The organism is Lacrimispora indolis DSM 755, assembly GCF_000526995.1.
Taxonomy (GTDB): domain Bacteria; phylum Bacillota; class Clostridia; order Lachnospirales; family Lachnospiraceae; genus Lacrimispora; species Lacrimispora indolis.
In genome coordinates, this window is record NZ_AZUI01000001.1 from 4,921,403 (window position 1) to 4,936,852 (window position 15,450).

Below are 15,450 nucleotides of genomic sequence, written 5' to 3' on the forward strand. Positions count from 1 at the left end.
TGGGAGGTTTTATGAAGTTTAAAGAATGGCTAAAAGACTTAACATATGAGGTAATACAGGGAAGCCTTGACGTAGACGCAGAGGATGTGATTTATGACTCCAGAAAAGCCCGGAAGGGAGTTGTATTCGTCTGTATGAAGGGTACAAGAACCGACTCCCATGATTTTATCCCGGACGTGGTGGCTGCAGGGACGGAGATCCTTGTATTAGAACGAAGGACAGAGATCCCGGATGGCGTAACCGCTGTCCTTGTACATAATGCAAGAGAAGCCCTGGCTCTTCTTGCGGCAGCCAGATTCGGTTATCCTGCAGAAAAGATGGTGACCATCGGCGTGACAGGAACCAAGGGAAAGACCACCACCACCCACATGATCAAAACGATTCTGGAGGCCTGCGGAAAGAAAGTGGGAATGATCGGAACCACAGGTATTGTCATCGGCCAGGAAGTAACGCCTACGGTGAATACCACCCCCGAGTCTTATGAGCTTCACCAGGCTTTCAGCCGTATGGCAGAGGCCGGCTGTGAATACATGGTGATGGAAGTTTCCTCCCAGGCCTTTAAGATGCACCGGGTAGACGGGATCCGTTTTGATTATGGACTGTTTACCAATATTTCTCCTGATCATATCGGGCCGGATGAGCATAAGGATTTTGAAGAATATCTTTATTATAAATCCCGTATCTTTTCCTGCTGTAAAGTGGGAATCATGAACGGCGATGATGACCATTGGGAGGAAGTAATAAAGGATGCCTCCTGCAGGCTCTATTCCTTTTCCATGGAGAAAAAGGATACAGATTTTAAGGCAGAGGCTATCCGATATATCGCCCAGCCGGATTTTGTCGGACTGGAATTTGACATCAAAGGGATCTGCGAGCTTTCTGTACGGGTGAATATTCCGGGCCGGTTTAATGTTGCCAATGCCCTGGCTGCAGTCAGCGTTTTAAGCTTTTTAGGGCTGCCCAAGGAGAATATCTGCCATGGTCTGGAACATTTAAATGTAAACGGGCGTATGGAAATCGTATATGCTTCTGAAAAATGCACGGTGATCGTGGATTATGCCCATAATGCCGTCAGCATGGAAAGCCTGCTTTCAACTCTCAGGGATTATCACCCCAAACGCCTTGTCTGTGTATTTGGCTGCGGCGGAAACCGTTCCAAAGACCGGCGCATTTCCATGGGAGACAGCGCGGGACGTCTGGCGGATTTTACCATCATCACTGCGGATAATTCCAGGTACGAAAAAACAGAAGATATCATCGCAGATATCAGGGGAAGTCTTGAAAAGACCGGAGGGAAATTCATGGAAATTCCGGACCGGAGAGAAGCGATCTGCTACAGCATCACTCATGCCCAGCCAGGCGATATGATTGCCATCATTGGAAAGGGACATGAGGATTACCAGGAAATGAACGGGGTCCGCTACCACTTTTCAGACAGGGAAGAGGTTTTAAAAGCGGTGGATTCCCAGCTTTCAAAGGAAGCTTAAAAAGGAAGGCAGCGATCATAAAGAAAATGCCGGAAGCCGTAAGAAAATGCGGCTTTCGGCATTTCCACGGTAGATGACAGATGAAAGGAATGTACGCCGGAGGCGAACATGGAACGGAGGAAGTAATGGTGAATATGAGGGTAAAGGAAATACTTTCAGCCACAGGCGGAAGACTTCTTTGCGGAAGTGAGGATACGGTTCTGGAACATATTAGCATTGATTCCAGGACAATGAAGGGGAATGATCTGTTTGTCCCCATCATCGGGGAAAGACAGGATGCCCACCGTTTTATTGAGCAGGCTTTTGATAACGGGGCTGCTGCGGTCCTTACCAGCCGGCATGATGCCATGGACTCGGCCAGACCGTGGATCAGAGTGGAAGATACGAAAAAGGCTCTTCAGGCCATTGGCAGCTATTACAGAGACCGTCTGAGCCTTCCCCTGGTCGGCATTACAGGAAGCGTGGGAAAGACCACCACAAGAGAGATGGTGGCCTGCGCTTTGTCTGCACGTTATTCTGTCTATAAGACCCCTGGAAATCATAACAGCCAGGTAGGAGTACCCATCACCATATCGGAAATATCTCCAGAGGATGAAATCGGAGTCATTGAGCTGGGGATGAGTGAGCCGCGAGAACTGACTGTTATTGCAAAGATTGCAAAGATCCAGATGGCTGTGATCACCAACATCGGAGTGACTCATATTGAGCAGCTTGGTTCCCAGGAAAACATTTACAGGGAAAAGCTGACCATTCAGGATGGGTTGGAAAAAGGCGGAATCCTTTTTTTAAACGGGGATGACCGGCTTTTAAAGGCAACAGAGGCAAAAGAAGGCTGTAAGACCATCTATTACGGAACCGGGGAAAATTGCGATTACAGGGCTTTGGATGTTCATTTGGAAGAGGGCTTTCCGGCCTTTACTGCAGCTTTCGGCCCCAATAGGGTCCCTGTGCGCCTGACAGTAATGGGAAGTCATAATGTGCTGAATGCCATGGTATCTCTTGCGGTGGCATCCGAGTGTGGTATTCCCATGGAGGAAGCTGCCAAATGTCTTCAGGAATTTACCGGTTTTAAGAACCGGCAGCAGATTTATTACGTGGGAGGCATGACCATTATTGACGATACATATAACGCAAGTCCTGTTTCCATGAAAGCGGGACTGGAGGTTCTGGGTTCCATCACAAAAGCGGAACGAAGGATCGCTGTACTGGCCGATATGAAGGAGCTGGGAGAAAAATCTCCCGAATACCATTATGAAATCGGAGAATACATTGCAGAGCATCCGGTATATGAGGTGGTGACCTTAGGAGAGCTGGCAGGGGAAATTGCCAGAGCCGTAAAGGAGCATGCTCCTCAGATTCTGGTAAAGGAATTCATGGAACCGGATGGGCTGGTGTCTTATTTAAAAGCGGAATTAAAGGAAGGGGACTGCGTGCTGTTTAAAGGCTCCAACAGCATGAAGCTCAGTCCGGTGGCGGAGGAGTTTTACTTGAACTGAGAGTCTTTTGGAGCCTGTTATGCCCAAAGGACATGGGCAGAAAAGAGGAAACCAATGGCAGAACGATTTGCCCGGATTATTATTGATATTTCCCATGAAAAGGTTGACAGAACCTTTGATTACCGGATTCCGGCAGAGCTTCTTGAGGAGGTTGCTGTTGGGTCCCTGGTTTTGATCCCTTTTGGAAAAGGGAATTCCATGCGGAAAGGATATGTGGTCGGAATTGCCGGTCATGCTGATTATGATTCGGATAAGATTAAGGAAATAGCAGGGATCGTGACGGATGGCGTATCAGCGGAGTCCCTGCTCATCTCCCTGGCATGGTGGCTGAAAGAGCAGTATGGGTCCACCATGAACCAGGCATTAAAAACCGTGCTTCCTGTGAAGCAAAAGGTGAGACCAAGGGAAAAAAAGGTGCTTAGAAGCCTTTTGGACCATTCTCAGCTTTTAAAAGCCTTAGAGGAGGCGGAAAAAAAGAGCTATAAGGCCAGGGCACGGCTTTTTCAGGCACTTTTGAAAAATTCCGTCATTCCCTATGAAATTGCAGTCAATCAGATGAACCTATCTGCAGCTACCTTAAAACCGGTTATTGAAAAGGGATACGTAAGCCTTGACCGTGAGGAGGTTTACAGAAATCCTGTTAAGGCAGAGGCAAAAGAAGGGCGCAGTGTGCTTTTAAATGAGGGGCAGCAAACCATTGTAGACAGCTTTTGTCTGGATTACTCTCAAAATATAAGAAAGACCTATTTGATTCACGGCATCACGGGAAGCGGTAAGACGGAGGTTTATATGGAATTGATCCAAAGGGTCATAAAGGATGGAAAGCAGGTGATCGTCCTCATTCCGGAGATCGCCCTGACCTACCAGACTGTCCTTCGTTTTTACGGAAGATTTGGAAACCGCGTGTCCATCATTAATTCAAGATTATCGGCAGGAGAACGGTATGACCAGTTTGAACGGGCAAGAAACGGGGATATTGATATCATGATCGGCCCCCGCTCGGCCCTGTTTACCCCCTTTTCCCGCCTCGGCCTGATTCTCATAGATGAAGAGCATGAAGGGGCTTACAAAAGCGAAGTATCCCCAAGATACCATGCCAGGGAGGTGGCTGTAAAAAGGGCTTCCATGCAGGGGGCATCCCTGGTTTTAGGCTCGGCAACCCCTTCCCTGGAGGCTTATACAAAAGCCCTTCAGGGAGAATACCGGCTTTTTTGCCTGACAGAACGGGCAAAAAAAGACAGCCGTCTTGCAGACGTATCTGTAGTGGACTTAAGGCAGGAGCTTAAGGAAGGCAACAAGTCCATTTTCAGCCGAAATTTAAAGGCTTTGATGGAAGACCGGCTGGAAAAGCGGGAACAAATCATGCTGTTTATCAACAGGCGCGGCTATGCGAACTTTGTATCCTGCCGTTCCTGCGGGGAAGCCATTCGCTGCCCCCACTGTGATGTGACCCTGACACTCCATAATAACAGCCGCCTTGTATGCCATTACTGCGGATATTCCATATCAATGCCGGACCGCTGTCCGTCCTGCAGCTCTCCATACATCGCTAATTTCGGTGTGGGGACTCAGAAAATTGAACAGATGACTAAAAAAATGTTCCCGGCTGCCAGAGTCCTGCGGATGGATCTGGATACCACTTCAAAAAAAGGGGGCCATGAAGAGATTCTCACCGCCTTTTCAGAGGGAGAGGCAGACATCCTCATCGGCACCCAGATGATCGTGAAAGGCCATGATTTTCCCAATGTGACCCTGGTAGGGGTATTGGCTGCGGACTTATCTTTAAATACCCCGGACTACCGCTCCGCAGAGCGGACTTTCCAGCTGCTGACTCAGGCGGCAGGAAGGGCCGGACGTGATTTCCGAAGCGGTGATGTGGTCATCCAGACCTACAGCCCGGAGCATTACAGCATTGTAACTGCTGCAAATCAGGACTACGAAGCCTTCTACCGGCAGGAAATGGCATACCGCCGCCTGATGAAATACCCTCCGGCAAGCGGTCTTTTAACCGTCCAGTTTTCTTCCCGGCAGGAAAGCCTGTTAAGCGAAGCCGCGGCAGCAGCAGCCGGATTCATCGCTTCTTTGGCGGACCAGGAAAGGGTACAGGTTATCGGCCCTGTGGAGGCGTCGGTTTACAAAATTAATGATATCTATAGAAAAATTTTATACTTGAAACAGGAAAACTATGATATACTAATAAAAATCAGGGATCAGATCGACGTTTTTTCAGAAGATCACCGGTCACTGTTTGACCAGGTAATGGTCCAATATGATTTTTCATAAATGAGAGGATACACCCTATGGGTATACCTTTATGCCCATAAAGCACGGGCAAGAAAGAGGATACACCCTTCGGGCATACCTTTATGCCCGGAAAGAATGGGCAAGAAAGAGGATAAAGGAAAATGGCAATTAGAAAGATCAGAACCATTGGAGATGAAATTTTAAGAAAACACTGTAAGCCTGTAAAAGAGATCACACCAAGGATTACAGAGCTGATTGGGGATATGTTTGAAACCATGTATGATTCCAACGGAGTCGGCCTTGCGGCTTCTCAGGTGGGGGTTTTAAAACAAATCGTTGTATTGGATGTTGAGGATGGCAACCAGTATGTTCTCATTAATCCGGAAATCCTGGAGACAAGGGGAAGCCAGACCGGGCCAGAGGGCTGTCTTAGCGTACCTGGAAAATCAGGAATCGTTACAAGGCCGGAATACGTAAAAATAAAGGCTTATGATGATGCCATGGAGCCTTATGAACTGGAGGGGGAAGGACTTTTAGCCAGGGCGATCTGTCATGAATGCGATCATCTAAACGGTGATTTATACGTAGACAAGGTGGAAGGCGAGCTGGAGGATGTCACCCCTGACGAGGAGGAAGAAGAAGGAGAGGTTGAAGAATAATTATGCGTATCATATTTATGGGAACGCCTGATTTTTCCGTTCCAGCCCTTGTGGCGTTAAAGGAGGCCGGGCATGAAATTCTTGCAGTAGTTACCCAGCCGGATAAACCAAAGGGAAGAGGTAAGGAAGTCCAGATGACTCCTGTAAAGGAGAAAGCGCTGGAATACCAGATCCCTGTTTATCAGCCGGTCAAGGCAAGGGATCCGGAGTTTGTTAAAATCTTATCAGATATGGATCCGGAATTGATCGTAGTAATCGCTTTTGGACAGCTCCTGCCGAAATCCATTCTGGATATTCCAAAATACGGCTGTGTAAATATCCATGCGTCCCTGCTTCCCAAGTACCGCGGAGCATCTCCCATACAGTATGCGGTCATTAACGGAGAAAAGGAAAGCGGAGTTACGACCATGATGATGGCTGAATCCCTGGATACGGGAGATATGCTGGATCAGGAAACCGTTGCTTTGGAAGAAAAGGAAACCTTTGGCAGCCTTCACGATAAGCTGAGCGCGATGGGAGGCAGACTTATTTTAAAAACCATTGAAAAGCTGAAAGAAGGGACTGCCATCCGCATTCCCCAGGATGATTCCGGGACCTGCTATGTAGGCCTGATAAAAAAGTCCATGGGAGATATTGACTGGTCAATGGATGCAGTATCCATTGAACGCCTGATCAGAGGATTAAACCCATGGCCCAGCGCTTATACCGCCTGGAACGGAAAAGTGATAAAACTGTGGGAAGCAGAAGTTGTGGATAAAGAGTATGAGGGCGTCTGCGGCCAGGTGGCAGAAGCAGGCCGTGACTCTCTGGTCATAAAGACCGGAAAAGGCGGCTTGTCCATCCGCAAGCTGCAGCTGCAGGGAAAAAAATGTATGGATATTGATGCATTTCTCCGCGGATACCACATTGGGGAAGGCGCTGTTTTAGAACGGCTTGCCGGTATACCTTCAAGCCCGGAAAGCTTGGGCAGGAAAGAAGAAAGGAGAGTCTGATTATGTATTATGGCGGAATGATGGGATATTATATGGATCCCACCTGGATCCTTGTTATCATCGGAGCAGTTTTGTCCATGGTGGCATCTGCAAGGGTAAACAGTACATTTAACAAATATTCAAAGGTGAGAAGTATGTCTGGAATGACCGGTGCGGAAGCGGCAAAGCGCCTTCTGACTTCCCAGGGCATTTATGATGTTCAGGTAAGGTCCGTAGGCGGGCAGCTTACGGATCATTATGACCCCAGGACCAAGACCGTGAACTTGTCTGATTCTGTTTACGGTTCTACCTCAGTTGCTGCAATCGGCGTTGCTGCACATGAATGCGGTCATGTTATGCAGGACCATACAGGCTACATTCCCTTAAAGCTTCGGGGGGCCATTGTTCCTGCAGCCAATATCGGTTCCAAGGCAGCGCTGCCCCTGATCATTCTTGGAGTTATCATTGGAGGAATCGGTTCTCCCCTTGTTAATATCGGGCTGATCCTGTTTTCTCTGGCTGTTATTTTCCAGCTGGTCACTTTGCCTGTGGAATTCAATGCATCCAGCCGGGCAGTCACTCTTCTCGGCCAGGTAGGGATCTTAGGAGATCAGGAATTAGGCTATACCAGAAAAGTGCTGGGCGCAGCGGCCCTGACCTATGTGGCGGCCCTTGCAGCCACCGTACTGCAGCTTTTAAGGCTGGTGATCCTGTTCGGAGGAAGAAGGAATGATGACTAAGGAGACCGGCAGCGTGGGCGATAGCAGAGAAATTGCGCTGGATATCCTCCTTGAGATCCTGGAGCGGGGAGGCTACAGCCATATCATCCTGCGCCAGGCCCTGAATAAGTATCAGTACTTAAATAAACCGGAACGGGCCTTCATTTCCAGAATAGCAGAAGGAACCGTGGAATACCTGCTTCAGATCGATTATATCATCAATTCCTTTTCCAATACAAAAGTACAGAAAATGAAGCCGGTGATACGCACCATTCTCCGCATGTCGGTATACCAGCTTCTTTATATGGACCGTGTTCCTGATTCAGCCGTGTGCAATGAAGCGGTAAAGCTTGCCGTAAAGCGTAAATTTACAGGATTAAAAGGCTTTGTCAACGGCGTGCTGAGAAATATTTCCAGAAATAAAGAGGGCATTACCTGGCCTGATGACTCCATCCGCTATTCCATGCCTTCCTGGATCACATCTATGTGGGAGGAAACCTATGGCAGGGAGACGGCAGTCACCATGATGGAATCCTTTTTAAAGAATAAAAAGACAATTGTCCGCTGTAATTATGCAAAAGCTTCCAAAGAAGAAATTCTGCAGAGCCTTAGAAACCAGGGAGCAGAAGTGAGTGAGTCCGGAATTTCAGAAGCTGTGCTTTGCATTGAAAAATATGATTATCTGGAAGGCTTGGAGGCATTCCAAAAGGGATTTATCCAGGTTCAGGATCTAAGCTCAAGTTTTGTGGGCGAAATCGCAGATCCGAAAAAAGACGATTATGTCATTGATGTCTGCGGTGCGCCGGGAGGAAAGAGCATCCATATCGCAGATAAGCTTGACGGGACTGGTATGGTGGAGGTCCGGGATTTAACCCTCTCCAAAATAGACATGGTCCAGGAAAATATAAAACGGTGCGGATTTTCAAATATCAGGACAAAGGTCCAGGATGCCCTTGTTCTTGACCCTGATTCCATGGATAAGGCGGATATTGTCATTGCTGATCTGCCCTGTTCCGGGCTTGGGATCATTGGACGAAAGCCTGATATCAAATACCGCATGACGCCGGAAGACTTAGAATCCCTGGCAGCTCTTCAGCGGGAAATATTGTCGGTTGTCCAGGCTTATGTAAAGCCGGGAGGACGGCTGATTTTCAGCACATGTACCATTAACAGAAAAGAAAATGAAGAAAATGCCCAGTGGTTCATTGATCATTTTCCCTTTGACTGCATCGATCTGAAAGGAAAACTGGGAGATAAGCTGGCTTCAGCCGCCGCAAAACAGGAATATATACAGCTTCTGCCGGGAATCCATCCATGTGACGGATTCTTTATTGCGGCATTTCAGAAAAGGTAGGCAGCCTTTACACCCGAAAACATGGGCGGAATAGAGGAACGCCCTGCGGGCATACCTTTATGCCCAAAAACATGGGCGGAATAGAGGAAATGTAGAATGGATAAGATAGATATAAAATCTCTGGATATGGAGAAACTGACAGCCTTTTTGGTGTCAATCGGAGAAAAACCATTCCGTGCAAAGCAGCTCTATGAGTGGATGCACCGGAAACTGGCGGCTGATTTTAATGAAATGACAAATCTTCCTAACTCCATGAAGGAGAAGCTGCTGCAGCTGACAGAGCTTACCTCCCTTACCGTTGTGGAGGAAAAGATCTCAAAAATAGATGGTACAAGAAAATACTTATTCGCTCTTTCTGATGGGAATGTGATTGAAAGCGTTTTGATGAAATACAAGCATGGAAACTCCGTCTGTATTTCATCCCAGGTAGGCTGCCGCATGGGCTGCCGGTTCTGTGCCTCTACCCTTGACGGCCTGGAAAGAAACTTAAGCCCGTCGGAAATGCTTGATCAGATATACCGGATCCAGAAGATCACCGGGGAACGGGTTTCCAATGTGGTCGTTATGGGTTCCGGAGAACCTTTAGACAACTTTGATTATCTGATTCAGTTCATCCGTCTTCTTACAGATGAAAACGGACTTAATATCAGCCAGCGCAACATAACGGTTTCTACCTGCGGCATTGTGCCCGGAATCCTTCGATTGGCTGATGAGGATTTACAGATCACCCTGGCTTTGTCCCTTCATGCGCCAAACGATGAGGTCAGAAAAACCCTGATGCCTGTGGCGAACCGTTTCCCTCTAAAGGATGTGCTGGATGCCTGTCAGGCGTATTTTGAAAAAACAGGGCGAAGGCTCACCTTTGAATACAGCCTGGTAAGCGGTGTCAACGATAATTTAAAAGAAGCTTCCGCTTTGGCAGCCCTGTTAAAAGGCCAGCACGGCCATGTGAATCTGATTCCGGTGAACCCTATTAAAGAACGCAATTACGTGCAGTCAGACCGGAAAGCCATAGAGGCATTTAAAAATCTTCTTGAAAAAAACGGAATAAATGTTACTATAAGAAGAGAAATGGGAAGGGATATTAACGGTGCCTGCGGGCAGTTGAGAAAAAGCTTTTTAACCGAATCAGGGAAGTCCCCCGCTTCAAATGCGAAGAGAATTAATTAGTGGGGAGGGGACTTACTTGTATCAGATGGAGCATTGGTTCTGCCTGATAAGCAGCAATAGCTGCTATTTGATTATGAGCAAGTAGCGGAGCGGATTGCTAATATCCGCCTGACATCAGGAGTAAAGAGGAAGTGAGAATGAAACGATGAAGGCTTGCGCTATGACGGATACCGGAAGAGTCCGCACGGCCAATCAGGATTATGTCTATGCCCAGGCAGAGCCTTTGGGCACACTGCCCAATCTTTTTTTGGTTGCTGACGGCATGGGCGGTCATCAGGCCGGGGATTTTGCCTCCAGATATATTGCCGAAAATCTGGTGGACCACTTAAAACAGGCGGATTCGCCGGGGATTGTTCCGCTTCTTCGGGAGGGGATCTTAAAAGTCAACGGAATGCTTTACCAGGAATCCATGAAGAATACGGAATTAAACGGCATGGGAACGACCCTGGTGGCAGCAGTGATTGAGGATTCTACCATGTATGTGGCTAATGTTGGAGACAGCCGCCTGTATTTGGTGAGGAACCGGCTGCAGCAGATCACAAAGGATCATTCCTACGTGGAAGAGCTGGTGTCATTAGGCCAGCTGGAACGGGGAAGCCGGGATTACCGGGAAAAAAAGAATATTATAACAAGAGCGGTTGGTACAGAGGATAAGCTGGAGATTGATTTTTTTGAAGTCAGCCTGGAGCCGGGAGACTATGTGCTCATGTGTTCCGATGGACTCAGCAATATGCTTGAGGACGCTGAGATGGAAGAAATTATCTGCTCAGAACTGGAGCTGCCGGAAAAGGCAGAAAAATTAATTACAGTAGCCAATGACAATGGGGGGAAGGACAATATAGCTGTTGTTTTGATTGAACCCGAAATTGGCAGGGAGGTAAGCTTATGATCTTGAGACCGGGGACATTTTTACAGGACAGATATGAAATACTGGACCAGATTGGTTCCGGCGGGATGTCAGATGTGTATAAGGCCCTGTGCCATAAATTAAACCGCCCTGTCGCCATAAAGGTATTAAAGGAAGAGTTCAGTTCAGACAGCGGCTTTGTCGGTAAGTTTAAAATGGAGGCTCAGGCGGCTGCCTGTCTTTCTCATCCCAACATCGTAAACATTTATGATGTAGTGGACGAAGGAACCCTCCATTATATTGTTATGGAACTGATCGAAGGAATTACATTAAAAAATTATATTTCAAAAAAAGGCTGCCTTGATGTTAAGGAAGCCATCGGTGTGGCAATTTCTGTTGCACAGGGAATCGCGGCTGCCCACGAACAGGGCATCATACACCGGGATATCAAGCCTCAGAATATCATCATTGCCAGAGATGGAAAGGTAAAGGTAGCTGATTTCGGTATAGCCCGGGCTGCCTCTTCCCAGACCTTAAGCGCTACTGCGGTAGGCTCTGTCCATTACATATCGCCGGAACAGGCAAGAGGCGGTTACAGCGATGTCAGGAGCGATATCTATTCTCTGGGAATTACCATGTATGAAATGGTGGCCGGACGTGTTCCGTTTCAGGGAGATAATACGGTGACCGTTGCCCTGGCCCATTTGGAAGACCCCATAACACCGCCCAGTTTCTATAATGAGAACATACCGGTAGGACTGGAAAACATTATTTTAAAGTGCACCGAGAAAAAACCGGAATACCGTTATGGAAGCATGCATGAGGTCATATCCGATTTACGGAAAGCACTTGTCAATCCTGATGGGGATTTTGTCCAGTACAATTCCCAGGTGGATGATTCCCAGACGGTCATCATCGGAAAACCGGAGCTGGAGCAGATCCGGTCCGGCCGTAAGGTACAGGCAGATCCGGCGGCCAGCCGCAATGTCAGCAGGAATCAGGAGCAGAGGCCGGAACGACGCATGGAAAAAAATGCAGGCCAGCAGCCGGGCAACGGCAGAAACAGAAAACAGGATTCCGAGGATGATATCAATCCTAAAATCGAACGGCTTCTGACAGCGGCAGGTATTGTTGTGGCCATACTCATCGTGATCGTGCTGATAATTGTATTTTCCAAAGTGAGCGGTTTATTCCGTTCCGGTTCCCCTAAGGAGACCGAATCAACAGCAGAGATTTCTACGGAAGAAACCTTAAGCGACAAAAAGGTGAAAATGACCAGCGTTGTAGGTCTGGCAACGGATATTGCGGAACAGAAGTTAAAGGACAACGGCGGACTGTATATGAAGGTAAGTGATTACGTATTTCACGATACCATTGACAAAGGGGATATTGTGTCTCAGGACCCGGCAGAGGGCACAGTCATTGATAAGTACTCTGCTGTCTATGTTGTGGTCAGCAAGGGTCCGGAACACGTTGCCATTGACTTAACAAAGCTTGGCCTTGACAAAATGGATGGCGTTTCTGCAAAAGCAGCACTGGAAGGAAACGGCCTGATCGTCAATGTGGAGCAGAAGAATCATGATACTGTTACAACAGGATATGTGATCAGCTACAGCCCCTCCGAGGCAAAGGAAGGGGAGACCGTGACCCTGGTTGTAAGTACCGGCCCGGCTCTTGTAAACCCTGTAACCGTTCCCAATATTGCCGGTCAGACCCATGAAGTGGCCTTGGAAATGCTGGCTGACGTGGGACTGGTTGCGGGAACAGTGACAGAAGCTGCCTCCGAGACAGTTCCCTGGGGAAGTGTCATCAGCCAGTCCTTAACGGCAGACAGTCAGGTAGAAGCAGGAACCAGCGTGGACTTTGTGGTCAGCAGCGGAACAGCCCAGCAGTCCAAGGTTAAATATCTGGCTTCCATTGATAAATCTTATTCCCTGCAGAACATCATCGGGCCCGGCTCCGGCAGCACACAGCTTACCTTGAAGATACAGCTGAGGCAGTCGGTCAATGGAAAAGACGAAATCAGAGAGCTTATGGGACCTGTTACCATGACAGGAGACCAGATGCTTCCCGTATCATTTAAGAATATAGAAGGTGCTTACGGTGTTAACAGCGGAACCGTAGAGATCGTGAATGTGGAGACAGGCGATGTGATCAATTCATACTCCGTCACATTTATTCCGGTCCCCCAATCATAAGGAACAATATATGACAGGAAAAATTTTGAAAGGAATTGCAGGCTTTTACTATGTCCACGGTGGGGACGAAACCATCTATGAATGCAAGGCAAAGGGTATTTTCCGTAATAAAAACGTGAAGCCTCTGGTTGGAGATAATGTGGAATTTTCCGTTCTGGACAGCGTGGAAAAGAAGGGGAACATCGAACGAATCCTGCCGAGGAAAAATGCCCTGGTCCGCCCTGCCGTAGCCAATGTGGATCAGGCGCTGGTACTGTTTGCCATTACCCATCCGGAGCCTAACTTAAATCTGCTGGACCGTTTTCTGGTCATGATGGAGGTTCAGGAGCTTCCCGTAAAAATCTGTTTCAACAAAATCGATTTAACTGAAAATGAAAAAAGGCTGGCTCTTAGAGATATCTATGAGGCAGCCGGTTATCCCGTTTATTTTACCAGCACCTATGACAATCAGGGAATCCAGGAAATCAAGGAGCTGGTGCATGGGAGAACCACGGTTCTGGCAGGACCTTCCGGAGTTGGAAAGTCCTCCTTAACCAACCTTCTTTATCCTCAGGCTGATATGGAGACTGCAACGATCAGCGAGAAGATCCAGAGAGGAAAGCACACCACCAGGCATTCGGAGATTTTTGGCATGGGAGGGGATACGTACTTGATGGATACGCCGGGATTTAGCTCCATGTACATGGAAGATATGGAATGCAACCGGCTGAAGGATTATTTTCCTGAGTTTGAGCCTTATGAAGACGGCTGCCGTTTTCTGGGCTGTGTGCACATTGGAGAAAAGACCTGCGGCGTAAAGGATGCTGTGAAAGAAGGCAAAATAAACAGGAGCCGATATGAAAATTACCGGCTTTTATATCAGGAACTAAAGGAGAAAAGGAGATATTAATATGCTTAAACTTGCCCCTTCCATATTAGCGGCGGACTTTAAAATTCTTGGACAGCAGGTAACAGAGGTAGCGGAAGCAGGAGCCCAGTACATCCATCTGGATGTGATGGATGGAGCATTTGTGCCCAGCATTTCATTTGGGATGCCGGTGATCGGAAGCCTTAAGGGCTGCACAGACCGGGTATTTGATGTTCACATGATGGTGGAGGAACCTGGAAGGTATATAAATGATATGAAAGAAGCAGGAGCCGATCTCATCTGTGTCCATGCGGAAGCCTGTACCCATTTGGACCGCACCGTTAATCAGATCAAGGAAGCAGGGCTAAAGGCCGGAGTGGCTCTTAATCCGGCAACGCCCTTATCGGTCCTGGACTTCATTCTGCCTGAATTGGATATGGTTTTGATTATGACGGTAAATCCGGGCTTTGGCGGACAGAAGTTTATTCCATATACACTGGATAAAGTGAGGGCTTTAAGACAGATTTGCAGGGAAAGTCATCTTGAGACAGATATCCAGGTGGACGGAGGTGTGACCTGTGAAAATGTGAGGGAACTGATTGAAGCAGGCGCCAATGTATTTGTTGCCGGTTCAGCCGTATTTAAAGGTGATGCCGCCGCCAATACAAAGGCATTCTTAAAAATATTTGAGGAATATGAAGGGTGAAGAAAGAACGTCTTACAGGCATACCGTTATGTCCAAAAGACATGGACAAGAATAAGGAAATTACCGGCCTGGTGGTTACCGGCGGCACCATGGATTATGGATTTGCCGGAAGATTTTTGGAAAACAGAAGGTTTGATAAAATCATCGCAGTAGACGGAGGGCTGGCGGCCCTTTCTAAACTCCGGTTAAAGCCTGATGCCATTGTTGGAGACTTTGATACGGTGTCAGAAGATGTTCTGGCAGAATACAAAAACAGCCCGGACAGGATCACCTGGGAGATTCATAAACCGGAAAAGGATGAGACCGATACGGAACTGGCTCTTAATACTGCCATAGGTCTTGGCTGCTCCAGGCTGGTTCTGCTGGGGGCCACAGGCGGAAGGATGGACCATTTTATCGGCAATCTCCATCTTCTTTATGCCTGCCTGAAAAAAGGTGTGGAAGCCGCCATTGTTGATGAAAAAAACTGGATCACAGTGATTGATAAGGGAAGGACCTTTCAGGCTGAAAGATTATGGGGGAAATACATTTCTTTCCTCCCCTTGAGCGGAGAGGTGAAAAAGATCACACTGACCGGATTCAAATATCCTCTTTATGAAAAGGACATTGACTTAGGAACCAGTTTATGCATCAGCAATGAACTGACCGGTCCGGAAGGCACCATTGACTTTGAATCCGGGATCCTGATTTGTATCCAGTCCCACGATTAAACTGGTATGGTTTAATATATCTAAACTGGATATTTATATCAT

At 47.7% G+C, this 15,450-nt stretch carries 13 protein-coding genes; all 13 read left to right on the plus strand.

Features of this window, described 5'->3' with window-relative positions:
* Window positions 1–11: 11 nt before the first annotated feature.
* The 13 genes from K401_RS0123950 (at window position 12) to K401_RS0124015 (ending at window position 15,408) form a co-directional block, all read left to right on the plus strand.
* Window positions 12–1,487, plus strand: a complete 1,476-nt coding sequence (locus tag K401_RS0123950; protein ID WP_024295322.1) for a UDP-N-acetylmuramoyl-L-alanyl-D-glutamate--2,6-diaminopimelate ligase — start codon at window positions 12–14, stop codon at window positions 1,485–1,487.
* A gap of 125 nt (window positions 1,488–1,612) precedes the next feature.
* Window positions 1,613–2,983, plus strand: a complete 1,371-nt coding sequence (locus K401_RS0123955; RefSeq protein WP_024295323.1) for a UDP-N-acetylmuramoyl-tripeptide--D-alanyl-D-alanine ligase — start codon at window positions 1,613–1,615, stop codon at window positions 2,981–2,983.
* Window positions 2,984–3,037: 54 nt separating this feature from the next.
* A complete protein-coding gene (gene priA, locus K401_RS0123960; protein WP_024295324.1) occupies window positions 3,038–5,266 on the plus strand; it encodes a replication restart helicase PriA in 2,229 nt (742 codons plus the stop codon).
* Between the two features lie 122 nt (window positions 5,267–5,388).
* Window positions 5,389–5,886: a peptide deformylase gene (gene def / locus K401_RS0123970; protein ID WP_024295325.1), complete on the plus strand. Its 498-nt coding sequence runs from the start codon at window positions 5,389–5,391 to the stop codon at window positions 5,884–5,886.
* 2 nt (window positions 5,887–5,888) lie between these two features.
* The gene (gene fmt, locus K401_RS0123975; protein ID WP_024295326.1) at window positions 5,889–6,878 is read left to right on the plus strand and encodes a methionyl-tRNA formyltransferase; all 990 of its coding nucleotides are present in this window, start codon (window positions 5,889–5,891) and stop codon (window positions 6,876–6,878) included.
* Between the two features lie 2 nt (window positions 6,879–6,880).
* On the plus strand, window positions 6,881–7,597 hold the full coding sequence (locus K401_RS0123980) for a zinc metallopeptidase (RefSeq protein WP_029695219.1): 717 nt from the start codon (window positions 6,881–6,883) through the stop codon (window positions 7,595–7,597).
* A complete protein-coding gene (rsmB, locus tag K401_RS0123985) occupies window positions 7,587–8,930 on the plus strand; it encodes a 16S rRNA (cytosine(967)-C(5))-methyltransferase RsmB (protein WP_156945315.1) in 1,344 nt (447 codons plus the stop codon). The genes K401_RS0123980 and rsmB overlap by 11 nt, the downstream gene beginning before the upstream one ends.
* A gap of 96 nt (window positions 8,931–9,026) precedes the next feature.
* Entirely contained in the window at window positions 9,027–10,100 is a 1,074-nt protein-coding gene (rlmN, locus tag K401_RS0123990; RefSeq protein WP_024295329.1) for a dual-specificity RNA methyltransferase RlmN, read from the plus strand.
* A 145-nt stretch (window positions 10,101–10,245) separates the two neighbouring features.
* A complete protein-coding gene (locus tag K401_RS0123995) occupies window positions 10,246–10,989 on the plus strand; it encodes a Stp1/IreP family PP2C-type Ser/Thr phosphatase (RefSeq protein ID WP_024295330.1) in 744 nt (247 codons plus the stop codon).
* Window positions 10,986–13,145: a Stk1 family PASTA domain-containing Ser/Thr kinase gene (gene pknB / locus K401_RS0124000; RefSeq protein ID WP_034620136.1), complete on the plus strand. Its 2,160-nt coding sequence runs from the start codon at window positions 10,986–10,988 to the stop codon at window positions 13,143–13,145. The genes K401_RS0123995 and pknB overlap by 4 nt, the downstream gene beginning before the upstream one ends.
* Window positions 13,146–13,155: 10 nt before the next feature.
* Complete coding sequence (gene rsgA, locus K401_RS0124005; protein WP_024295332.1) at window positions 13,156–14,034, plus strand: ribosome small subunit-dependent GTPase A; 879 nt, start codon at window positions 13,156–13,158, stop codon at window positions 14,032–14,034.
* Window position 14,035: 1 nt separating this feature from the next.
* A complete protein-coding gene (gene rpe, locus K401_RS0124010; protein ID WP_024295333.1) occupies window positions 14,036–14,698 on the plus strand; it encodes a ribulose-phosphate 3-epimerase in 663 nt (220 codons plus the stop codon).
* A gap of 41 nt (window positions 14,699–14,739) precedes the next feature.
* Window positions 14,740–15,408, plus strand: a complete 669-nt coding sequence (locus K401_RS0124015; protein ID WP_029695221.1) for a thiamine diphosphokinase — start codon at window positions 14,740–14,742, stop codon at window positions 15,406–15,408.
* The last annotated feature ends 42 nt before the right edge of the window (window positions 15,409–15,450 follow it).